Annotated in this window: 19 protein-coding genes; 17 read left to right on the top strand and 2 right to left on the bottom strand. The window is 54.5% G+C overall.

Translation table 11 applies throughout. The features are described from left to right. Positions 1-65: 65 nt before the first annotated feature. From SH528x_RS04495 to SH528x_RS04420, 16 genes are all read left to right on the top strand, one after another. Positions 66-1,451 carry an MFS transporter gene (locus SH528x_RS04495; RefSeq protein ID WP_442509332.1) on the top strand — a complete coding sequence of 462 codons (1,386 nt, stop codon included), beginning with the start codon at positions 66-68 and terminating at the stop codon, positions 1,449-1,451. 6 nt (positions 1,452-1,457) lie between these two features. Then, positions 1,458-2,525 carry a Gfo/Idh/MocA family protein gene (locus SH528x_RS04490; RefSeq protein WP_442509331.1) on the top strand — a complete coding sequence of 356 codons (1,068 nt, stop codon included), beginning with the start codon at positions 1,458-1,460 and terminating at the stop codon, positions 2,523-2,525. Continuing rightward, positions 2,512-3,144, top strand: coding sequence for a cyclase family protein (locus SH528x_RS04485; RefSeq protein WP_442509330.1), 633 nt, complete (start codon positions 2,512-2,514; stop codon positions 3,142-3,144). The genes SH528x_RS04490 and SH528x_RS04485 overlap by 14 nt, the downstream gene beginning before the upstream one ends. 3 nt (positions 3,145-3,147) lie before the next feature. Further along, positions 3,148-4,449, top strand: a complete 1,302-nt coding sequence (otnK, locus tag SH528x_RS04480) for a 3-oxo-tetronate kinase (RefSeq protein ID WP_442512079.1) — start codon at positions 3,148-3,150, stop codon at positions 4,447-4,449. Continuing rightward, on the top strand, positions 4,446-5,078 hold the full coding sequence (gene otnC, locus SH528x_RS04475; protein ID WP_442509329.1) for a 3-oxo-tetronate 4-phosphate decarboxylase: 633 nt from the start codon (positions 4,446-4,448) through the stop codon (positions 5,076-5,078). The genes otnK and otnC overlap by 4 nt, the downstream gene beginning before the upstream one ends. A 116-nt stretch (positions 5,079-5,194) precedes the next feature. Further along, on the top strand, positions 5,195-5,482 hold the full coding sequence (locus SH528x_RS04470) for a putative quinol monooxygenase (RefSeq protein WP_442509328.1): 288 nt from the start codon (positions 5,195-5,197) through the stop codon (positions 5,480-5,482). Between the two features lie 47 nt (positions 5,483-5,529). Continuing rightward, the gene (locus tag SH528x_RS04465; RefSeq protein WP_442509327.1) at positions 5,530-6,642 is read left to right on the top strand and encodes an isocitrate/isopropylmalate dehydrogenase family protein; all 1,113 of its coding nucleotides are present in this window, start codon (positions 5,530-5,532) and stop codon (positions 6,640-6,642) included. A 145-nt stretch (positions 6,643-6,787) separates the two neighbouring features. Next, positions 6,788-9,895, top strand: coding sequence for a DUF5060 domain-containing protein (locus tag SH528x_RS04460; protein ID WP_442509326.1), 3,108 nt, complete (start codon positions 6,788-6,790; stop codon positions 9,893-9,895). A 215-nt stretch (positions 9,896-10,110) separates the two neighbouring features. After that, entirely contained in the window at positions 10,111-11,097 is a 987-nt protein-coding gene (locus SH528x_RS04455; RefSeq protein ID WP_442509325.1) for a Kelch repeat-containing protein, read from the top strand. A 101-nt stretch (positions 11,098-11,198) separates the two neighbouring features. Next, complete coding sequence (locus SH528x_RS04450) at positions 11,199-12,617, top strand: hypothetical protein (protein ID WP_442509324.1); 1,419 nt, start codon at positions 11,199-11,201, stop codon at positions 12,615-12,617. Between the two features lie 76 nt (positions 12,618-12,693). After that, positions 12,694-13,089, top strand: coding sequence for a hypothetical protein (locus SH528x_RS04445; protein WP_442509323.1), 396 nt, complete (start codon positions 12,694-12,696; stop codon positions 13,087-13,089). A gap of 458 nt (positions 13,090-13,547) precedes the next feature. Further along, positions 13,548-14,702: an ABC transporter permease gene (locus tag SH528x_RS04440; RefSeq protein WP_442509322.1), complete on the top strand. Its 1,155-nt coding sequence runs from the start codon at positions 13,548-13,550 to the stop codon at positions 14,700-14,702. Positions 14,703-14,740: 38 nt separating this feature from the next. Next, positions 14,741-15,253: a hypothetical protein gene (locus SH528x_RS04435; protein ID WP_442509321.1), complete on the top strand. Its 513-nt coding sequence runs from the start codon at positions 14,741-14,743 to the stop codon at positions 15,251-15,253. A gap of 56 nt (positions 15,254-15,309) precedes the next feature. After that, complete coding sequence (locus SH528x_RS04430) at positions 15,310-16,866, top strand: efflux RND transporter periplasmic adaptor subunit (protein ID WP_442509320.1); 1,557 nt, start codon at positions 15,310-15,312, stop codon at positions 16,864-16,866. Positions 16,867-16,899: 33 nt separating this feature from the next. Beyond that, complete coding sequence (locus SH528x_RS04425; RefSeq protein ID WP_442509319.1) at positions 16,900-17,589, top strand: ABC transporter ATP-binding protein; 690 nt, start codon at positions 16,900-16,902, stop codon at positions 17,587-17,589. A 14-nt stretch (positions 17,590-17,603) separates the two neighbouring features. Further along, positions 17,604-18,737, top strand: a complete 1,134-nt coding sequence (locus tag SH528x_RS04420; protein ID WP_442509318.1) for an ABC transporter permease — start codon at positions 17,604-17,606, stop codon at positions 18,735-18,737. A gap of 238 nt (positions 18,738-18,975) precedes the next feature. On the opposite strand, the gene SH528x_RS04415 is transcribed toward SH528x_RS04420, so the two are convergent. Both SH528x_RS04415 and SH528x_RS04410 read right to left on the bottom strand, forming a co-directional pair. Then, positions 18,976-20,151, bottom strand: coding sequence for a hypothetical protein (locus SH528x_RS04415; protein WP_442509317.1), 1,176 nt, complete (start codon positions 20,149-20,151; stop codon positions 18,976-18,978). A gap of 109 nt (positions 20,152-20,260) precedes the next feature. Further along, complete coding sequence (locus tag SH528x_RS04410; protein ID WP_442509316.1) at positions 20,261-21,307, bottom strand: hypothetical protein; 1,047 nt, start codon at positions 21,305-21,307, stop codon at positions 20,261-20,263. Positions 21,308-21,712: 405 nt separating this feature from the next. Between SH528x_RS04410 and SH528x_RS04405 the strand changes: the two genes are divergently transcribed. After that, positions 21,713-24,133, top strand: coding sequence for a protein kinase domain-containing protein (locus tag SH528x_RS04405; RefSeq protein ID WP_442509315.1), 2,421 nt, complete (start codon positions 21,713-21,715; stop codon positions 24,131-24,133). Positions 24,134-24,138: the final 5 nt, after the last annotated feature.

Here is a 24,138-nt window from a genome sequence, read left to right as displayed (position 1 = left end):
CATTAGAATCCCATAACGTCAAAAAAACGCCCCTCGCGACGCCAAGTCCGCACCCTGGATATCCCATGACCGAGTCCGTCGCCACGCGACAACGATTCCTGTTAGTGCTGTTACTGTTTTTGCATACAGTCAACACCTATATGGATCGCGTCTGTATCTCCGCAGCGAAGGGCCCGATGCAATCGGACATCAGCGGTTTGTCGGACCAGATGATGGGCTATGTGTTTGGCATTTTTGCGATCGGTTACGCTCTGTTCCAAATTCCCGCAGGCATGTTTAGCGATCGTGCGGGACCGCGGTTGGCACTGACAATCGTGGTAGTCATCTGGAGCGTGTTTACGGCGCTGACCGGAGCGGTGTTTACTGCGATCAGCTTGCTTGTCGTGCGTTTTTTGTTTGGCATGGGCGAGGCGGGTGCTTACCCCGGCGCTACCCGTGCGCTGTACAAATGGTTGCCCGCGAAAGAACGAGGCATCGGTCAAGGGATCTTCCATTCCGGCGCACGTGTCGGAGCCGCACTCTCTCTGGTCGTGATGCCAGCTTTGATTTCGTGGATCGGATGGCGATGGACTTTTGTTGCCAACGGTTTTGTGGGCCTGGTTTGGGGCGGCGTTTGGTGGTTTTGGTATCGAGATTCGCCTAGCGAACACTCGGGCACCAACGACGCCGAGGTCGAGTTGATCGAAGCGGGAATCGCTGAGCAACAATCCACGCCGCTGAGCATTCCCTACATCCAAATCGTGACATCCGCGAACGTGTTGTTGGCGATGTTCCAATACGCTGCGAGTAATATCACGTTTTTCATCAGTATCACGTGGTTGCGTCCTTATATCGAAGAACGCTGGGGCAGCCAGGCCGCTAATTTGTCGGCACTTCCGCTATTGGTCGGTGCCGTCGCTCTCTGGCTCTCGGGCACCTTGGTGACGGTGCTACACAAGCAAGGCATGCCCGTGCTGTCGCGGCGAATCCCCGCGATGGTCGGTTTCGCTTTGGGCGCCATCGGACTTTTGATGTGCACGCAAACTGCCGAAGCGGAAACGGTTTGGCCGCTAATCATCTGCTTTTCGATCGCGTTGTTTGGAGTCGAGATGACGCTCAGCCCAAGTTGGGCCCTTTGTATGGATATCGGAGGAGACCGTAGCGGTGCCGTCTCGGGTGCGATGAACATGGTCGGCAACATGGGCGCGGCCTTGAGCGCCGTGGTGTTCCCGTACTTCGTCGCCAATGTGACGATGCCTTATTTTGCTTTACAAACAGGGACCGCAAATTCGTTCTTTGTTTTCGCCGCGACGATCAACGCGTTGGCGATGGTGGCTTGGTTGTTTATGAATCCGCTGCGACAACTACGCGAACTCTCCGCCGGTCAGTTACGAGTGCGGCTGGCAAGTTTCGCGGTCATGATAGTGGTGGTGATCGCTGCCTTGGTCTACACCAATTTTCTGATGCGGTAAGGAAACATGGCAGATTCGAACAAACCGAAACGCGGAGTCGCAGTGGGAGCGGGCTACTTTAGCCACTTCCATTTTGACGCCTGGAATCGCATCCCAGGAGCGGAACTCGTCGCAATTTGTGATGTCGATCGCGAGAAAGCAAACGCGGTCGCTCGCAAGTACGAGATCGCTAACGTCTACGATGACGTCGAAACGATGCTACAAGCCGAAAAGCCCGACTTTATCGACATCATCACGCGGCCTGACTCTCATTTGGACCTCGTTCGCATCGCTGCCGAGGCCGGCATCGACGTGATTTGCCAAAAACCGCTGTCACCGACCATCGACGAAGCGGCCGAATTGGTCAACGTCGCTAGCGCCGCGAGCATTCGTTTAATGGTCCACGAAAACTTTCGCTTTCAACCTTGGTATCGCGAAATGCGGGGTCTGATGCAACGCGGTGCAATGGGCGAAACGCTCCACTCGCTCAGCGTGCGTACCCGGATGGGCGACGGATGGCAAACGGATGCCTATCAAGCTCGTCAGCCCTATTTTGCCACGATGCCACAATTGCTGGTTTTCGAAACGGGCGTGCACTTCATCGACACGTTTCGATTTCTGGGAGGCGAGATCGAAGGCGTCTTCGCATCGCTGCGTCGATTGAACTCGAACATTGCTGGCGAAGACACCGGGATTATCGTATTCGAATTCGAGGGCGGTGCACGTGGCGTATGGGACGCCAGCCGCTACCATGAATCCGATGTCGAAGATCCACGCTACACCTTTGGCGAATGTCTAGTGGAGACCGACGGTGGATCGATTCGTCTGTCCAGTGACGGGCAAATCACGACACAGAAACTTGGCCATCCCGTACAGCCCCACCCTTACGAGCATCATCGCCGTGGCTTCGCAGGCGACTGCGTTTACTTTACGCAAAAACATTTCATCGACTCGCTATGCAATGAAGCGCCGTTTGAAACCAGCGGCGAAGAATATTTAAAGACCTTGCGAGTCCAAGCGGCAATCTACCAGTCCGCGGAGACCGGATTGCCGGTCCGTGGACTCACGACAGGAGACGGTCATGCGAATCATTGATCTGACATTGCCGATCAACAACGACATGCCCGGCGTCGATGTGTCCCCCGCGAAACGGATCGCAACGCATGGTTGGAATGCAACCACGCTGACGCTGTATTCACACTGCGGCACCCACATGGATGCGCCGTGTCACTTTCTGGACGGCGGAAGGACGATCGACCAACAAGACCTTAGCGTTGTGGTGGGCCTGGCAGTCGTGGTCGACTTGTCCCCGGCAACTCCCAAGCAATTGTTGACCGTTGACGATTTTGCCAGCGTTGCAAACCAAGTCACCCCAGGGTGCCGGTTGTTGTTGCGAACCGATTGGCACAAGCGATACGGAACAACGGAATATCGCAATGGATTGCCACGAATATCGATCGAGCTGGCTCGTTGGTTTGTCGAACGCCAAGTGGGCTTGATCGGAGTCGAGCCGCCGTCGGTTGCCGACGTCAACAATATCGACGAGGTCACCGAGGTCCATCAAACACTATTCCGTGGAGGAGTTGTCATTCTCGAAGGGCTGGCAAATCTGGACCAATTGACTCAAGGGATCGTTCAATTGGTCGCGTTGCCATTAAAAGTCGTCGGTGGCGACGGCACTCCCGTGCGTGCGATCGCGATGGAGGAGACTTGAGTGATGACGAACAAAATCAAAACTACTGCCACGTCCGCGATCTTGGGATGTGTCGCCGACGATGTGACCGGAGCGACGGATCTTGCGATCAACCTAGCGCAAGGGGGAATGCGAGTCATTCAGTGGCTGGAAATTCCGACGCTCGATGATTTGCAAGTCCACGCGGTCGATGCAGTCGTCGTGGCATTGAAGACGCGTTCGATCGCCCCATCCGAAGCAATCTCGCAATCGATCGCGGCCATCGAAGTGTTGCGTGACCATGGATGCCAGCGGTTCTATTTCAAATACTGCTCGACATTTGACTCGACCGAGCAGGGCAATATCGGTCCCGTCGCTGAAGCGATGATGGACGCGTTGGATGTCAAACAAACGATCTTTTGCCCTGCGTTTCCGCGAGCGGGACGAACGGTGTACCAAGGCCATTTGTTCGTCGGCGACACGCTGCTCAACGAATCGGGAATGCAAAATCACCCGCTCAATCCGATGCAGGACGCCAACCTAGTGCGATTCCTAACGCACCAAGTCACGCGTCCTGTTGGGCGACTTTGTTATCGCGACCTCGCCGACGTCGGCTGCGCCACTGAGTCGCTGCAAACTCAACACCTCGATGGCATCGCTCATGTTGTGGTCGACGGTGTCGACGATTCGCAATTGCAAACCATCGCTGCGGCGGTCAGCGACATGCCGCTGCTGACTGGCGGATCAGGTCTGGCACGTTATCTAGGCGACGCATATCGAAAATCGGGTCTGGTTGACGAACATCGTGCATCGAGCGAGTTGCCATCGATCCCAGGTCGCAGCTTGATTTTGTCGGGCAGTTGTTCGCAGGCAACCAACCGGCAAGTGGCCAAGGCAAAATCATTTTGCAGTACCTGGCAGCTTGATGTGCTTGAGATTGCTCGCGATCCCAGCGGTTACCAACGACGACTCGCGGCATGGGCCGAGGCCTGTGATCCCCGTCGTCCTCTTTTGATTTACTCGACCGACGATCCCGAAGGCGTCCGCAGTGTCCAGCAGACTCTGGGGCAAACTGAAGCGGCGCAAGTGATCGAATCGTTTTTAGGGAAAGTCGCAATGGAATTGACGACCGATGTCGGTGTACGGCGGTTAGTGGTTGCGGGCGGCGAAACGTCGGGCGCAGTGGTTCGTAGGCTGGGCATTCGTGCCTTGAAAATTGGCCCTGAAATATGTGCCGGTGTTCCTTGGACTCAATCGATTGGCGGGCAACCGCTGGCGATCGCACTCAAATCGGGCAACTTTGGTGATGATAACTTCTTTCACACCGCACTGGAGATGTTGGCATGAGCGAACGAGAATTACGTGAGCGAATCGCCATGCACGGCCAATCGCTGTTTGATCGCGGATTTACGTGTGGCAGCAGCGGAAATATTAGCGTCCGCTTGCCGGATGGTATTTTGGTCACGCCCACAAATGTCTGTTTGGGCCGACTCGATCCTGACCGCATTTCCAAAGTGAAATGGGACGGTTCTCTGGTGGCCGGAGACAAGCCGTCCAAGGAAGCGGTGCTGCATTTATCGATGTACCGTTCGCGTGAGAAGGACGATGCGATCGTGCATTTGCATTCGACTTATTCGGTTGCAGTATCGTGTCTGCCAGACATTGATTCGGCGAATGTACTTCCTGCGCTGACGGCATACTATGTAATGCGCGTCGGCACGCTTCCGATGCTGCCCTATTTTCCACCGGGAGCTGAAGAACTTGCCGCCGAGGTCGAACGAGCGGCGGTGGGGGCACGAGCGATTTTGTTGGCCAACCACGGACCGATCGTGGCCGCGTCCGACCTTGATAAAGCGGTCTACGCGACCGAAGAACTCGAAGAAACCGCCAAGCTTTATTTACTGCTGCGTGACCGCCACCCTCGTTGTTTGACCGACGAGCAGTGTCGCGACCTGCACGAACGATTTCCATCTTAATAATGCGAGAAATAAGGTGTCCGGTACCATTTGTGCGAAGCACCCGCTGGGCCATTCCTGGCAAATGGTACCGGACACCTTATTTCTCACCGATTCCTAACCAAAGTATAACCACCATGTTTGTTGTCGCCGTCCAATTTACGATCAAACCCGAATTCGCTGACGTGTTCCGCGAGCGAGTTTTGCAACAAGCGAACGATTCGCTGGCCAACGAAGATGCATGTCAGCAATTCGAGGTCAGCGTCGATCCCGAAGATGCAAACCAATTTTTCTTGTATGAAATCTACGACGATGCTGCGGCGTTTGACCAACACCGCGCAGCCGACTATTTCCACGATTTCTCGGCAAGCGTCGGACCATGGGTGGAAAGCAAATCGCTGAAAACATGGCACCGGATCTCGTAGCAAACGCTTAACCTTTCCACTTTTCTATCTAAACATAAGAAACACAGATGACTTCCTATCGGATCGCACTTTTGCCGGGCGATGGTATTGGCCCGGAAACCATGGCAGCGACTCAGATCGTGCTCGATCGTGTTGTCGCGGAATTCCCAGACATTCAACTCGATTGCCAATCGCATCGTGCGGGCGCGGAACTCTATCGCGAGACCGGCGAGACGTTGCCGAAGAACGTTTTGGATGCTTGTTTGGCTGCGGACGCGGTACTGTTGTCGGCAATCGGACTGCCTGATGTGCGACAACCTGATGGCACAGAGGTGCAGCCGACGATGATGGTGGGACTGCGGCGTGCACTCAATCTGCACTCGGCAGTACGTCCGGTGAAATTGTATCCGGGGGCTCCGTGCCCTCTGAAAGACACCGGTGCGGGAATCGATTTTGTGATCATTCGCGAAAACCTCGAAGGCCTGTTCGCTTCGTTTGGCGGTGGCAGCATGGTCGGCGACGAAGTGGCCACCGACACTTTAGTAGTCACGCGTGCGGGGACATCCAAAGTTGTCGATTATGCGTTTCAGTTGGCGTCACGCCGCAGCGGTCGCCCGAGTGATGGACAACGCAAAGTCACGTGCGTCGACAAGGCAAACGTGTTTCGCAGCATGGCGTTCTTTCGCAAGATTTTTCATGACGTCGCTGCGAAGTACCCCGACATTGAGCACGACGCGGTCTATGTCGATGCGATGAGCTTGTACATGGTGCAGAACCCATCTGATTTCGATGTGGTCGTGATGGAAAACCAATTTGGTGACATTTTGTCAGATTTGGGTGCCGGAATCGTCGGCGGTCTCGGCTTAGGTCCATCGGCTGAAATTGGCGACAAACACGCGTTGTTTCAACCGTCCCACGGTACCGCCCCCCAACTCGCTGGCAAGAATGTCGCCAACCCGTTGGCCACAATTCTGTCCGCCGGCATGATGTTGGATTGGCTCGGTCAAACCCACCACGATGCAAACTGCATTGCCGCAGCGGTCGCTGTGGAAAATGCAGTAGCTGAAGTGCTAGCGCACGGCCAAGTGCGAACACCCGATATCGGCGGATCGTCGTCCACGACCGACGTCGCTCACGCAGTCGCCGATGCGATCGTTGCTGCGGTTGCCACCGACGCGTAAGAAATTGTTGCCGAATGCGTGGGCTCGTTTTGCGAACCCGCGTTCTGATCGCGGAGCGATCAACGACGACAAAAAATAATGCTGATGACAGGCTAGAAGCCTATCCCACTTTCCTGATTCCGTTCCCACCCACTAGGATTTGTCCATGAGTCGCAGTTTCCTTGTGCAGCTTACACGTTGCATGTCCGTCTTGCTGATAGCCTGTTCGCCATCGTTAGGATTAGCCGCTGACCCTGTGTTCAAAGAAGCCGACGGTCTGGTCGCGGTCGAAGCGGAACACTATGTCGAGCAATCTTCGACTGACAAGCGTGCTTGGCACTTAACCTCGTCCGAAAAAACTCCCGACATTACGCCCGATGGTGATCCATCGCATGTCGCCGAAGCAAGTGGCAATGCCTACCTTGAGATTCTGCCCGACACTCGGCGGACTCATGGTGACAAGTTGATTCCGGGAACGAACTTTGCTCCCGAAGCAGGTAAGATGGCAGTGCTGAGTTACAAAGTCAATTTCACAACACCAGGCAAATATTACGTTTGGGTACGTGCCTATTCCACCGGCAGCGAAGACAATGGGCTGCACGTGGGAATCGACGGCCAGTGGCCTGAAACCGGTCAACGATTGCAGTGGTGCCAGGGTAAAAACGAGTGGCGTTGGGAAAGCAAGCAACGCACCGAAAAGCAACACTGTGGAGAACCCTACAAGATCTTCCTTGATGTCCCGACTGCGGGCGAACACACAATCTCGTTCTCGATGCGCGAGGATGGGTTCGAGTTTGACAAGTGGATCATGACTACCGACCGCGAGTTCGCTCGCCCCGAGGACGCTGGTCCGACCTCGAAACTTCATTCGGGCAGCATTCCTGCGACACCCCCGGCTCCGAAGGCATCACAAAAATCCGAAGAAGTCGCCCAGACAGCATCCGACGCTGGATTGTTTCTGACAGCCACAGCGTTCGACATCAAGAACGACGCATTCTATATCGATCGCGGACAATGGCTGGCCATCAATCCCGATCAGCACAAACAAGCGACGGCGGATACCACATTTCAGTTCCCCACCGGTACGTACGACGTGACGCTGCATGCCATCGGCGAAAACGATGGCATGTCGACCTACACCGTCGATATCGACCACAATCCGTTAGGTGAATTCAAGTCGCCGCTAAGCAATCAAACTGCTGAAGATGCGGCCAAATATCGCAAAACCTGGAAAAACATTGCGATCACCGACGGTGCCATCGTGACAATCAAGGCCGCGACAGGTTCCGAGGATGGCGAAGAGTTTTCGCGAGCTCGTTGGGCCGGTATCACCTTCACACCCGCCGACGCATCGACTCGCAAAGAAGCGAAACCGTACCTCGCCAAGCAGGCGTCAAAACCGAAAGAGCAAACCGTCGCTGCAAAGGGGAGCCCCACCAAACCGGTCAGCAATTTGCCCGTAATGTTGCCTCGCGGGGCCAATGGCGACGCCAGCGTGAACCTTTCGGGCGAAACAAAACAGTGGCACAAGGTCACTTTAAATCTCAGCGGCCCATACGCTCACGAGCAAGACAATTCGCCGAATCCGTTCACCGATTATGCGATGACGGTTGCGTTTAAACACAGCGACGGCACGACATACACCGTCCCAGGTTATTTTGCCGCTGATGGTAACGCTGGAGACACTTCTGCCGAAGCGGGCACGACATGGCGAGCTCATTTTGCAGCCGACCGTACCGGTGAGTGGACTTATACCGTTTCGTTCCGGCAAGGACCGCTGGCGGCGTTGGACACGAATCCAGCTGGCGTTGCTCTGGCACCGTTTGACGGCAAGTCGGGCAAATTCAGCGTTGCCAAAAGCGACAAACAGGGCCGCGATCTGCGTGCCGTTGGTCGATTGGAATACGTCGGGAAGCACTATCTGCAATTTGCTTCAAGCAAACAGTATTTTTTGAAGGCGGGTGCCGACGCTCCTGAGACGTTGCTCGGTTACGCCGACTTCGATGCCACTGTTGCAGGGAAAGCCAATGTACCGCTGAAAACATGGGCTCCCCACATCAAAGACTGGAAGTCGGGCGACCCCACGTGGCAAAACGGCAAAGGCAAAGGACTGATCGGTGCGATCAACTACCTTTCTGGAAAAGGCTGTAACGCGTTTTCGTTCCTGACGTACAACGCGGGCGGTGACGGCGACAACGTTTGGCCCTTCATCCAACGCAACGACAAGTTGCACTACGACTGCAGCAAGCTCGATCAATGGGGTGTTGTTTTTGATCACAGCACAGCCAAAGGCATGTACTTGCATTTCAAGATGCAAGAAACGGAAAACGACGACAAGGTTCCCACCTCGCTCGATGGAGGCGACCTTGGTGTACAACGAAAGCTTTATTGCCGCGAGTTGATTGCCCGTTTTGCGCACAACTTGGCTCTCAACTGGAACCTCGGTGAAGAGAACACGCAGTCGACCGAGCAACTCAAAGCGATGTTGGCCTACATCGACGCGTTTGACGCCTACGACCACAACCGCGTGTTGCATACGTTCCCAGGCCAACAGGATTCTCAGTACGAACCGTTGCTGGGGGACAAATCGGCACTGACCGGTGTTTCGCTGCAAAACAGCGGGATTCAAGACACGCACTGGCAAACCGCCAAATGGGTTGAAAAATCGAAAGCTGCCGGAAAACCTTGGGTCGTCGCGTTTGACGAATCGGGAACGGCGGCACATGGACAAAGCCCCGACCTTGGTTACCGCGGCTTTGATGGTCACGACAGCAAAGGCAAAATGACGTACACCCAACACGAAGTTCGCAAGCAAACGTTGTGGGGAACCCTGATGGGCGGCGGTGCAGGCGTTGAGTATTACTTTGGTTACGCCTACGCCGAGAACGACTTGGTGTGCGAAGATTGGCGAAGCCGCGATCAGAGTTGGGACTATTGTCGTATCGCCCTTAATTTCTTTCACGACAACGAAATTCCATTCTGGGAAATGACGCCTCAAGACGCCTTGGTTGGCAACGAGAAACAAAAGAACACGAAGTTCTGTTTGGCCAAAACAGGACAGACCTATGTGGTCTATCTCTGCGATGGTGGCACGGCCGAGCTAGACCTCAGCAATGTCAAAGGCGACTTTTCGGTCCAGTGGTTTAATCCACGCAGTGGTGGTTCGCTGCAAAACGGATCGGTCAAAAAAGTGAGCGGCGGCAGCAAAGTCAATCTTGGACAAGCTCCGAGCGATCAAGACCAAGACTGGACCGTCGTCGTGCAAAAGCAATAAGTGGCGTAGGCTTCCAGCCTGTCATTGCAGCAGCTCAAACTCAATGACAACTCCTTCGATCTCCCCGTGAGCCAAACGGCCTTCACGGGGAGATCACCTTCATAACCCGAAGAGAGGGAACATCGATCTTGACACGGTCCCTCGCTGACGCTTCGGGTTATGATTTGCCGGGGAAAACGACAAAAACGCAACTTCAAAACAACGAAGAGTCTGAAATGAAACGCGTCTTACTGCTCCCTATCCTGTTTTGTCTTCTGAGTTTCTCGATTGCCAATGGACAAACCTGGCAATGGGAAACGATCGAGGCGGTTGGTGCCCCGACGGCGCGTCACGAGGCAACATTGGTTGCGTTTGAAGACAAGGTCTATTTGATTGGCGGTCGACGCATCAATCCGGTCGACGTGTTCGATCCCGCCACCCTGACTTGGACTGCAAAATCCGAAACGCCGATTGAACTGCATCATTTTCAAGCGGTGGTGATGGGGGACGCGATCTACTTGATGGGCGCGATGACGGGGCCTTATCCAAACGAACGTCCACTTGAAAAAATCGTCGTCTACTATCCAAAGACGGACACGTTCAAGTTCGGTCACACGATCCCCGAACAGCGACGTCGTGGGGGCGCCGGGGCGGTGCAGTACAACGGAAAAATCTATTTGATCGGCGGAATCACAAATGGTCACAACGACGGATTCCAGCCCTGGTTTGACGAATACGATCCCGCAACGGGAAATTGGCGGATGCTCGAAAACGCTCCTCATTCGCGAGACCATTTTCCCGCCGTCGTGCGCGGCGACCGACTTTACGCCGCAGCCGGCCGAACAACATCGAAGGCAACAGGACAAGTTTTTGACTTAACCGTTAAACCGATCGACGTCTACGATTTTGCAACCGATCAGTGGTTACCGGAATCGGAATCGCCCATGCTGCCAACGCCGCGTGCCGGCAACATGGTAATGGCGTGGGACAACGAAATCGTGATCGGCGGTGGCGAATCGACTCAAAAAACAGCGCACGATCAAGTCGAAGCGTACAACGTCAAAACCGAGCAGTGGCGAGATTGGCCGTCGCTTGAGCGAGGCCGACATGGTTCAGGATTCGCGATCGTCGGAAACCATGTCTACACCGCATCGGGATCGGGCGGGCGAGGCGGAAGCCCCGAATTAACGTCAATCGAACGTCTGAAGCTACCAGCGAATTAAACCAAACGTTTGTTCGACTTGGTCTTTTCGAACGACGTCATCGATCTTTTGCATTAATGTTTTCCGTCGCGTATCCCTCTTTCCCGCTTAATCCCCAACCAATGATGACACTCCACTCTTTCCGTCTACGCGTGTTATCAACGACCTGCACTCTGGCTTTACTCATTTGCTGGGTCAGTTCATCTCAGGCACAGATTTCATATCCATTTGAAGTGCCAGCGGGCATCAACGCGACGCTAAAAGTTGATACGAAGACAAAAACGCCGATCAATTCGATGCTACTCGGCTTGAACTGCAATTGGCCCGAAGGACTCTATGGCAAGACGGGCTATAACCATCCGGACGCACAACGGCTGATCCGGACACTCAAACCATCATCGCTTCGCTTTCCTCACGGGGTTTGGTCCAACTTCTATGACTGGGAATCCGATGGTCGCAGAATGACGGACAGCTACAAGACTCTTTACGACAGTGCGGTCAAAGATCATCCCGATCTGAAGTATGGATTCGATGGACTTCATACGCTGCATCAGGAACTCGGCTTCGATGTTCTGTTTACCTGGAATGTAAATTACGACAGTCCTGAAAAGGGCATGCGGCGTCTGCTTGATCGACGATCCAAAGGTTTTGATGTGAAATGGATCGAACTGGGTAACGAGATTTTTTGGAAGACGCAGCGAAGCGAAGCGGTCAGCGACATCGATAAATACATCGCGGTTTCCAAAGCCCATGCGGCGGCGATTTGTGCAGTCGCACCCGAGGTGCAGATTTCGGTGCCCGTCCATTGGAGAAATCCACTCACGGATCCTTGGAACACCGCTTTGATGAAGTGCGACCATTACGATGCGATTACGGTGCACAAACATATGAGTCACCAAGCCGATCGTGAGGGAGCAGTTCAGACGCTGACCGCGAGAGAGACGATGGTTGAAATGGCACAGACATTACGATCCGCGTTCCCCGACAAGCCACTATGGATATCGGAATGGTCCGTTAGCTGCGGTGACAATGCCATCAGCATCCTTGGGATGGCAGACACCTATCTCGGATTTTTCGAACATCCCGAGCTGTTTGGCATCGCGGACTACTTTCAAATCAACGCCAGTCACGCGCTGATTACCTACGACAAAAAGACTCGGACTCACCATCGCACCAGCTATGGAGCCGCCTACGAGATCATTCGCGATGTCTTTGAAAACGCAGAAAGATTCGCAAGCGAAACCGACTCGAGCGAAATCGGAGACGGAATCGACGCCGTCAGCGCCGAAGCGGTCATCAAAGAGGGCAAGTTGATCGTGTTTACGATCAACAAGAGCACTCGCGCCACCCCGTTCCAGCTAATCATCGACGGGGTGACTCAAACGAAACCCGTCGAGCTAAAAACGCTTTCGTTCGAGAACCTCAACGAACTTAAAACGTTTGAGATGGACGAGAGTGTTCTTACCAACGTTAAGCCGGATCCATCCGGTATCGTCCTACCGCCGCTGTCGATCAGCCGCATCGACGTCGCGTTGATATGAATCCGTACCGTCGTCCACAGGGGGGCGTGAGTGTTTGCTCTTGCTCTGGAAATTGCCAGTGACTAGACTGAATTGTATGAAGAGCCCCCTTTTTGCCTTACTGTTGATCGCCCTTTTGATGGCGTGTCCAGTGCGTTGCCTTTCGTGTGAAGCGAATGCAGCGGGGGGCAACCAGTCCGCAACGCCAGTGTGCTGTTGCTGTTCTGATTGTGAGGACGCACCCTCTTCGCAGCCCTCCGAGCAACCGTCCGAGAGTGAGTGCAATTGCCAAAATTGCATTTGTGAAGGAGCGGTACTCGAATCAGGTGTGGAACTGCCCGACACGGCAAGCATGATCGTGGATTGGATTCCGGTACTGCAAGTCTCCGTCGCGGCACCGAGTCGCTTTGACGCCGTGATGCGTCAAACGCCGTTCAAACACTCTCCCTACGGGCGTGATGCGCGGATCGCGCACCAATCTTGGTTGATTTGATTCAACCTTCTTCTTAATAGCGTCTGCAGCAAGAAATGGAGCTCGCGTAGCTGCCATTGATGTCTGCTGCAGGAATCTTCGCTTGCTCGAAGACATTGTCGTTGGCACGAAATGCATTGGTTTTCTGCCACTTCTCCCCCAACTTCGTTGGGGGAGAGGTCGAACTGAGCCTTCAGCGACGTTCGGGTGAGGGGCTAACCGAGCAAGCCAATGGCGACGATAACGCCGTTTTCACCAAAATTGCTCGCCGATAGCGCGGTCGCCCCCTCACCCGAGCAACGCCTAAAGGGCGTGCTCGACCTCTCCCCCGACTTCGTCGGTGGAGAGGTAACTGCAGTATATGCCGGAAGAAAAACTCACCCCCAATATCCGATGACAACCTTAAATTTTTAGCAGTTCAGGCTCGCGCCGCGAGCGTTAGAACGACACAACCCTCCATCACCCCATTACGTCCAATCATGCTTCTTCCTTGGGAATACGGCGTTCGCAATCTGGCTCGACGGCCACTGCGTACCGCATTGACGCTCGTTGCTCTGGCAACGGTTGTGATGTTGGTGTTTGTCGTCGTGGGATTCATTCGTGGACTGGAACAATCACTCGAGGTCAGCGGCGATCCCGACGTAGTGCTGGTGTACTCCGTGAACTCGGAAGAAAACATTGAGAACTCTTCGATTACCGCGGGCACCCCATCACTGCTAGTCGCCAGTTTGGACGGAGCCGCGAAACGATTTGGTGTCACGTGCGTTTCACCGGAGTTGTATTTAGGTACTCGAGTCAAAACAGAAGAAGGAGCGGGCGGGTTGGGGTTGGTTCGCGGCGTCAAATTAACCGCACCGCTCGTCCGCCGATCCGTCAAGTTGATCCAAGGTGATTGGCCGGAGGCTGGTGAAGTCATTGTGGGACGGCTGGCCACCGCAAAACTTGGCAGTTCTGAAACTGCGTTGAGCATTGGCAAGCACATCGAATTTGAAGGGAGATCTTGGAGAATTAGCGGTCAATTCGCAGCCGGAGGTGCGGCGTACGAATCCGAGATTTGGTGCAAGCTGGAAGATTTCCAAATCGCAACAAAACGCCAAGACTTGAGCCTGGTTGCGATGCTACTTTCCCCTGGGTCTTCCCCAGCCGAAGTCGAATTGTTCTGTAAAGAACGCACCGATTTGGAACTGCGCGCGATCCGCGAAACCGATTACTACGCAACGCTACAACAACACTACAAACCGGTTCGCTTGCTGGCGTGGTTCGTAGTTGTGCTGGTTTCGGCCGCAGGAATTTTTGCAGGGTTGAACATGATGTATGGCGCCGTGGCGGGCCGAGTCCGAGAGTTGGCGACTCTGCAAGCGATTGGATTTCGGCGACGTGCGATTTTGATCAGCTTGATTCAAGAAGGCGTACTGCTGGCCGCGTCGGGCTCGCTACTGGCAGGTGCGATGGCGTTGACGATGCTCAACGGCATGGCAGTGCGATTCACGATGGGAGCGTTCACGCTGCGAATCGATAGCGTGGCCATCCTAATCGGATGCGGGGTGGGTTTGATGTTAGGCGTGCTAGGAGCACTGCCGCCCGCGATCAAGGCACTGAAGTCCGAGGTCGCGACAAGTTTAAAGTCCATTTAACAAGTGTTTGTTTTTTCAACGAAATTGAAAGGTCAGAAATGAAACTGATGTTTAGTTTAGTAGGTCTGTGTTTGCTCGTCGCTGGTTGCAATCCCGCAGTCGAAACCGCAGCACAGCCCGATGCGAATGCAGCAGGGAACTCACAATACATCAGCGCCACGGAGCCTGAAGGTGCGATGGCGGTCGGCGATGCTCGCCAAAGTGTGAAAGACGATGAATCGGTCACGTTGGTGGGACTGATCGGCGGCTCAAGTAAGCCTTTTGTCGAGGGTCTGGCCGCGTTCACGATTGTCGATGCCAAAGTGCCTTATTGTGCCCCGGACGAAGGTTGTCCAACCCCTTGGGATTACTGCTGTGAAACCGTCGCAGTCAAAGACAACATCGCCACTGTGAAAGTGGTGGACGAGAACGGCAATCCGGTCGCCAGCGATGCAAGAAAGCTGTTAAACGTGAAAGAGCTTTCCACCGTCGTCGTGCAAGGCACTGCGAAGCGAGACGATCAAGGAAACTTGACCGTCGCAGCGAGCAAGGTCTTCGTCCGCTCTGAGTAGAAAGAGGGGGAGCAGCAGACTCCCTTACTCCCATCTCCCCTAAAAATCGATGCCAAATGACCCAAAGCCAACTTGATCTCAGCCAACTCGCGATGGATCGTTCGCCTAGCCGTGAAACGAAACCAGCCCGGCCGCAGCGAAAACGCTGGGTGTCGCGGTACGTGGTGCCGATTGGGATTCTGGTTGGCTTCGTGATGTTGCTCGGGGCAGCTGCCGGACGACGTCTGTTGCCCCGACAATCGGTCACCGTCGTGCCCGTGGTCGTGAAGCGGGCCGAGCTGCAACCGTCCGGAACACCACTGTTCCAGGCTGCGGGCTGGATCGAACCGCGACCGACCGCGATCCGTGTTGCCGCATTGGCATCAGGGGTAATCGAGGAATTGTTGGTGGTCGAAGGGCAAAGCGTGACCAAGGGAGAACCGATTGCGAGTTTAATTGCGATCGATGCGGAGCTCGACGTCGAGCAAGCGAAGAACTCTCTCGCCATCCGCGAAGGGGAACTAAATCGTGCGATTGCAGAACGGGATGCCGCAAAGATTCGTTTAAAGAACCCGGTTCATTTGCAAGTTCCTTTGTCGGAAGCCCAAAGCCGGTTGGCCAATGCAAAAACCGAGCTCGCAAAATTGCCCTTCCTAATCGAAGCAGCTCAGGCCCAAGTCAAATACTCGCATAGCAGCATGCAGGGAAAACAAGCAGCCGAAGCGGCGATTGCGGGACGTATTGTCCGGCAATCCGAGAGCGAATACACATCGGCTAACGCCAACCTGCAAGAGCTTCAGCAGCGTGGCCCCCACATCCAGCGCGAAGTCAAAGCGTTGCATGGAAAGGTCGATGCATTACAGCAACAACTTGAACTATTGGTCGAAGAAACGCGACAAATGCAGGAGGCCGAAGCCAAGGTGGCGTCGGCAATTGGACTACGAAACGAAGCGAAACTGCAACTGCGGCAAGCCGAGTTGACACTCCAACGAAACACGGTGCTCGCGCCGATGGATGGGCGTATCCTCAGCCTGATCGCCTCGCCCGGCACTCGGGTCACCGGACTCGATGGTCCGTCCGGGCAAGGGTCTAGCACAGTCGTCGAGATGTACGATCCCGAGCGGTTACAGGTTCGGGCCGACGTGCGACTCGAAGATGTCCCGATGGTGATTCGTGGCCAAAGCGTCGAAATCAAAACAGCTTCGTCCGACGCCGTGATCCACGGGCGGGTGCTACAGACGACAAGTTCTGCGAATATTCAAAAGAACACATTGGAGGTGAAGGTCGAACTGATTGATCCTCCGCCCAACGTCAGCCCCGAGATGTTAGTCACGGCAACCTTTCAATCTCCGGTGGTTGCTGAATCAGCGGACGAGATGATGCAGAGCGAACGTCTGTTTGTTCCCAAACAATTGATCCAATCGGGCGACGCGGGCTCGTTTGTATGGATCGTCGATTTTGATCAGCGTGCCCAGCAGCGCAGTGTCGATGTCGGCAACCCCAGTGCCGAAGGCTTGATCGAGATTCAGTCGGGATTGAACGTGACCGACAAGCTGATTGCGACGGGACTGGATGAATTGCAACCGGGCAACCATGTAACCGTCACAGGTGAAGAGCAAACGATCGGAAAGTAACGCGAACGCGAAACAAATATCACGGAGAACGATATGGCATTGTTGGAACTACGAGGCGTTTGCAAGAGCTTTCGCAAAGGGGACGAGACGATCACGCCACTGGACAACATTGATTTGGATATCCAGTCGGGGGAGTTCGTGTCGTTGATGGGACCAAGCGGGACAGGCAAAAGCACGCTTTTAAATTTGGTCAGTGGCATCGACAGCCCGGATTCGGGAACCATCGTGGTCGATGGGACGGAAATCACAAAACTGTCTCGCAGTAAACTTGCCGATTGGCGTGCTGCCAATCTGGGTTACATCTTTCAAACTCACAATTTGATTCCCGTATTAACGGCGTACGAGAACGTCGAACTGCCAACCCTACTATTAAAACTAACGTCGGCTCAGCGTCGCCAGCGAGTCAATTTAGCTTTGGAAGCTGTAGGGCTCAGCGATCGTGCCGACCATTATCCACGACAACTCTCCGGCGGCCAAGAGCAACGCGTCGGCATCGCCCGAGCGATCGTTGCGCACCCGAAAGTCGTCGTCGCTGACGAACCGACCGGAAGTCTGGATACGGAAACCAGCGAGCAGGTCCAAGTATTGCTGCAACGACTGAACAAAGAACTCGACATCACGATGTTGATGGTCACTCACGATACCGATGCTGCGAAAATCGCATCACGGCAACTCGTTTTAGATCGTGGCAAATTCCTGGAAAGTGCATCCACAGGCTCCTAACCGACTTTCGCCCAATGACTTCTTACATTTTAAAAACGCTATGGCGTCATCGCACGCGGACGCTGTTAACCGTCACCGGCGCCGCCGTGGCGATGTTCGTGTTCTGTTTCGTTGGTTCGGTGCAAGAAGGTTTGCGGCGATTGACCAGCGGTGCCGATGCCGACCGCAGCTTGATCGTGTTCCAAGAAAACCGGTTTTGTCCGACGACGAGCCGATTGCCCGAGGACTACTCAAGCAAGATCAAAGAAATTTCAGGCGTCCGCGATGTGATGCCGATTCAAGTCTGGACAAACAATTGTCGAGCGAGTTTGGACATTGTGGTTTTCAACGGAGCCGATCCTGAACAGATCCAAGCGACGCGTCCACTGTCATTGATCGAAGGCAACTGGCAGCAATTCGCGTCACAACGCGATGCTGCGATTGTCGGTCGTAATGTCGCACAGCGTCGCGGATTGAAAACCGGCGACCAATTCTCGATCGGTGACATCTCGGTCAAGGTAGCGGGTATCTTCGCGTCGACGGTCCCTTCGGAAGAGAACTTGATCTACACCAGTCTGGCATTCCTGCAGTACACCCGCGGACTGGACGCTGCGGGATTGGTTACTCAGCACGAAGTTTTGTTGAGCGAGGATGCCGACCCCGACAGGGTTGCTGCGGAAATCGACGAAACACTTCGCGCCGGATCGGTCGCGACGAAGACACGTCGCAAGGGTGCGTTCCAAGCGAGCACGCTATCGGACCTCGTTGATTTGATCGGCTTCGCCCACTGGTTGGGTTACGCCTGTGTCGGATTGGTGCTGTCGTTGGTCGCGACCACGACGGTGATGAGTGTTCAGGACCGCATCAAAGAGTACGCGGTGTTGCAAACGATAGGTGTGCGTCCGTTGCGAGCAATGCGTTTGGTGCTGGCTGAGAGCACGCTATTGTGTCTTGTTGGTGGGATCGCCGGTACGCTATTGGCGCTGGCGGTATTGGCATTGGGCGGATTCGCCATCGGAGCCGAGGGAGCCACGATCGCATTCAGGCCCTCGCTTAGCCTCGCCATTTCAGGAACCCTCACTGCGCTAGTCGTTGGCGTCGCTGCCGGGTTTGCTCCGGCCGTCCAAGCCGCCACCGTGCCCATCGTCGATGCATTACAGCAAACCTAACATGCGGTGAGGTAAAAGTGATTTTGGGGTGTGGGAGGTTGCCAAAGATCTCGTAACGTAGCCTAGGCTACGCAATCCGGTGGCTCACGCCACCGGATTCCGGCCTTGCATCTGCTACTACTTAAGCGAGTTCCTTCTGAGGATCATCCATTATCTTCGGAATGCAACGAACGCAGTCGCCGCTAAAAACAGCCACCGCGTTCGTGAAAAACTTAATCGAGACCTCAGCGGTTCAGAGTTATTGCTGCGAGCCAAATTGGGTGGGCTGGATGTTAAACGTCTCGCCTCCCACTCGCACTTGCTCGGCTAGGATCACACGGTGCTCTTGAGCACGAACGGGCACGCCGCGTAGCGTGACTTTCGTCGAGGGCTGGAGCTTGACCTTGTACGTCGTCGTGGGACCGAGGTCGACAAGTTGACGTTCTCCATCGATCGACACCACAGCAATATAATGATCGGTCGAACCAATCGGCGTGCTCTTGATGTCAACGATTTCACCGGTCAAATTCAAGCCGGCAGCACGATCAACCTCGATACTTTGCCCGCCTTCGATACGAAAAGTATCAGCGAGAAGCAACTGTTTTTCACCAACCGTTTCGTAGACTCCGACAGCGGTGATTGTATTGCCGACCTCGACATGTTGACCGCGGAGCGAATCGACGGGGCCAAGGTCAATGGCGAGCGTGGTTTCGTTCTCGTGATTGATCCCCACCAGTAGGTTATCGCTGCCATTGACCTTCGCTTTTTTCGTAAACGCAATTTCACCTTGGACATTGTGGCGACGAGCATCCTCGGGGCCGCGATAGGTGTCGCGAGTACTGTCGGCACGAGCACTGTCGGCACGAGCTACATCGCTGCGTGGCTCGTCACCATCTGTTGAACTTACTTCGACTTGGACCTTCGCGTCGGCAGTTCCATCGTTATAGAAATCGTATCGATCATATTCGTCGTAGCGTCCATCTTCATCACTGTCGCGGTAATAGGAACGCGAATCGTAGACACCGTCGCTGTCCGCATCGAAATACCGGATCGCGCCAGCATAGCGATCATCACTTCGCTGAGTGTAATACGTGGGCGTATAGGTGTAGTAGTCATAGAACCAAGTGTTCTGTGCCGACTTGTCTCGATACCCAAATTGTCCATCACCGATCCGAGTGGCAGCGTCCACGGTTTGGCCAATCGCGTTGGCCGCGCGTGCCAACGGAGCTACACCGTTTTCCCGAATCCAAGGATCGAGAGTTTGCCACGTTCCCGGCGAGTAGTAGTCGGATCGGTTGGCCTGTCGTTGCAGTTGCCGTGCGTTGCGTTCGGCCCGTCGTTCCAGCGCACGTTGTGTTTGAGCCTCCACCGGTAGTGACGACAGCGCCGTGGTAACGGCGAAACTCAGTAGCAGAGCATGTTTTAGCGTTCTCATATTTGACACCTTGTTAATTTTGTTGTTTTAATTTTCTCACTAAAAACGTCCGGCCCGCCTTCAGCGAAGACAGACCGGACGTCGTTGGATAAACCCTTAGAATTTGCGACTATTCTTGAGTCGCATTCGTTTTGGCAGCAGCCTCGACACCGGTTTCGAGGTTAGCCGAACCGTTTTGGTCAACATTTCCAGCTTCGGCATTGGCATCGACATTTCCAGTGTTAACGTTGGCGGAAGCTCCCGCTTCGGTTTGCACATTGGTGTCAGTATTCAAATCGGCAGTGGGTCGAGCGGGTGCGGCGAAATCTTCGTCAAGATCCTGGGCTGCATTGTTTTGCATGTCCTGAGGGTTTTGCACGCCCTGAGGATTGTTCACCTGATCGCTGCCTTGGTCGTAGCTTCCGTAACCTGCTTGGTAGCTATCGTTCTGCGTCGCAGCGTTATCAAAATAGACGCGTTGTCCGCCGACACAAATGAATTCCCGTCCGCTAGCATCGTGACGCAACGTGTGGACAGCACCGGCTGCCGAGTGACCGCCGATGTAGCTGCCCGAACCAGCGTAACCACTTGAGTAGGCAGCACCGCTATGCGATTGGCCATACTGGTTATGGCCGTATTGGTTTCCATAGGCTTGGGCACTCTGGTGACCGTAGAATTGGCCGCCTTGGCTGTAACCATTGCCGTAGCCATAGTTTTGGCCGTAGTAACCTTGTTGGTTTTGGCCGTGGTAGTAAGCACCTTGGCTGTTGACGCCAACCGAATTTTGTTGGTTGCCGCTGAGCCCAGATTGGTTTTGTGCATTAATTGATTGCGACGACTGAACGTTCGCATTCACACCATTTTGGCCGTTCACATTCGCTTGACCATCGACACCGACCTGGCCGTTGACACCGCGTTGGGTGCCCCCGTTGTTCCAACCATCGGTTGTGGCGCCTTGAATTTGATTGACTTGATTGCCAGCCTGCGAAGCCGCAGCATTGGCTTGATTGCGAACACCATTGACCGCATTTTGAGTTGTATTTTGTGCTTGTCCCGCAGCACGATCCAACGCACCTCCGACTTGGGAAGCCGCGTTACCAGCAATATCTTGAGCTCCGACGACGGCACCTGCGGCAAGAGCACCTAAACAAGCTGCGGCAGTAAGTAGTTGTCTCATGTTAGTTTTACCTGAGTTGAAAGAAGGGGAGGGGAGTAAAGCAGAGTCTCCACACGAGTCATCTGCTTTGATCGAATACTTGTACGAGGCAAAGCGAAAATGCAACTCGCGCGCCGAACGACGTCTCGTTCTCTTCGAAAATTGCAACCGAATACGAATTCCCGTAATCCATGCTTACACGATTTTGAATTCGAGTTAGCGAGTCAGCTGCACACAAATGCTGTGATCGATTTGAGACCATCCTCACGAATCAAATTGGACGATCGGCAATCGAAGACGCGGCGATTCCCGTGCTGCTCCGTCCGCCCAGCTCTGTATTGAGACCTCGCAGCCCTACACATAAAAATCATGTACAATCGCAGGAACAGGACGGGCGGTTCAGTCGCCCTCCATTATCACCCCACTATGCCTGTATCCGTTGTGAACGCTGAAACGATGGACGGAGAAGACCCGTTCCAAACCCAGCCGAGTCAGACCAAGCCCGAGCAGCGAGGTCGCTACCAGTTTCGCCGAGCGCTTGCGGTTGGCGGACTCGGGGTTGTTTCGATCTACTTTGATACCGAGCTGAATCGCGAAGTCGCGCTCAAAGAAATTCGTGATCAATGTGCAGATGATCCCCGGCATCGCGACAGCTTTTGTGCGGAGGCCGAAGTCACCGGGCTGCTAGAGCACCCCGGCGTGGTCCCGATCTACAGCATGGGCACTGGAGTAAACGGGCGGCCGTATTACGCCATGCGGTTGATCACGGGCAGCGAACTTCGCAATCACATCAAACAATTTCACGAAGCGGTCGCGGCGGGTAAAGAATCGTTTGTTGGGCCGCGGCTACGTCAACTTTTGCAACGGTTGATCGACGTCTGTAACGTGCTGCACTATGCCCACAGCCGCGGCGTATTGCACCGCGACCTGAAATCCAACAACGTCATGCTAGGACGTTACGGCGAAACCTTGGTTATCGATTGGGGACTGGCGAAAACCACGGGAAGCAGTGAAGTCGAGTACGAATCAACGCTCGCTGCAACGGAACCGTTGCCCGAGTCCCCGGTTTCCGTCAGCAGTTCAAAGCTTGACGACACGCGGGCGGGTACCGCAATGGGGACGATCGCCTACGCGCCCCCCGAACAGCTCAATGGACAAACGCAAGACATCGACAGTCGTTCGGATTTGTACAGTATCGGTGCGATGCTGTACGAGGTTTTGACCGGTGACCCGCCATGCAAAGGCATGAGCCTAACTCAGGCACTGAAGGCGATGGAGTCAGGATCGATCCCGGCCGCCATCGAGGTTCAAAAATCGACGCCTCGCTCGCTAAACGCAATTGCCACCAAATCGATTTCGCGACTGCGAGAAAACCGCTATCAAAGTGCGGGGGAATTGCGAGACGATTTACAGCGTTGGCTCGATGACGAACCGGTATCGGCTTACCAAGAATCATCCTTGGAGCGTCTATATCGATGGAAGCGACAACACGAAACGTTTGTGCGATGGGCTACCGTGTCGCTAATCCTTCTAACGTTGACCAGTTTATTTGCCGTACACCGCATCAATCAAGCGAGAAAACAACAACAGCAAGCAAGAGGCGAAGCGACCCAGCTGTACAAATTAGCTCGCCAAGCCACCGACCGCTTGTTAACCGGAGCAAGCGAACGGCTCAAAGAAGTCCCCGATGCGACCGATGTTCGTGAACAATTGCTCACCGATGCCGCCGAGTCGTATCAACGCATGGCGGAGTTCCCGTCGCATGAACCCGAGCTACGTCGCGAATCCGCCGCCGTCTCCTTCGAGCTTGCCAAGGTACAACGTGAACTAGGACTTATCCCCAACGCCTTGGCATCGCTTTCTAATGCCAGCAAAATCCTACGAGAACTGGATACCAAAGAGGACCACAGGATGCTGGCGCGGGTGATGATCGAAAGCAGTCGTTTGCATGGCGACCAGAGCGACACGACGGCGGCAACCGCGAGTTTGACGCAAGCGATGCCGATTGTGGATCAGGTCGTGATCGATTCTCGCACCTCGGCAGACGCTCTGCTATTACGTGGACAAGCGATGATCCAAAAAGGGGTGATCGCGTTTGACGAGCAGCGCTGGTTGCCCGCCGTCGAGTCGTTCGAGTCGGCAACGCGGTCGTTGCGGGACGCGAAGGACAAATCGATTGAGCCTGGATTGACGCGAGAAATACGATTTGAATTGACGCGTGCACTGAACAACGAAGCGTTGGGACGTTTGGAATTGATGTGGGTCAACAAAACCACCGACAAACGGATCGCCGATCGCTATCAAGATGCAATCGAGCAAGCTCGTTGGCTGGTGACTAGCGATCCGAACGATGTTGCGGCAGCAAAAGAATACGCATTGCTGTTGCGAAACTATGCAGAGCACCTTCAGCTGGACGTGCAAGACATCGACGGGGCGAAATCGCTATTCTCCGAATCGATCAAGTTCTTTTCGGGCATGGTGGAAAAATATCCTGCGATCCCGCAACTAAAAGAACGACAAGTGTTGGCTCTGACTGGGCTCGGAAATTTGTTGATCGATCAAGGCGACCTGGACGTCGCGATTTCACAGTACGAACTTGCGGTCAAGTTGGCCGACCAAATGTTACTGCAAAACTCAGTGCAGCTATCGTTTCGGCGTTGTGCCGCCCAAGCGCACCTTGCCTTGGGGACATCACTCGTGAAGAGCAAACCGGCCGCAGCGGCAGCGAGTTTACGCAAAGCAATTGAAACGCTGCCCAAGACGAACGAAACACTCGATTGGGCAGACGAAATTCGCCAGAATGCGGAGCAGGCACTGAAGGGTTTGGATACGATAGAAGCGTCATGACCTGC

The organism is Novipirellula methanifontis (assembly GCF_052161655.1).
GTDB lineage: Bacteria > Planctomycetota > Planctomycetia > Pirellulales > Pirellulaceae > Novipirellula.
The sequence above is the reverse complement of the archived record's forward strand: the minus strand, read 5'-3'. Positions and strand labels throughout refer to the sequence as shown.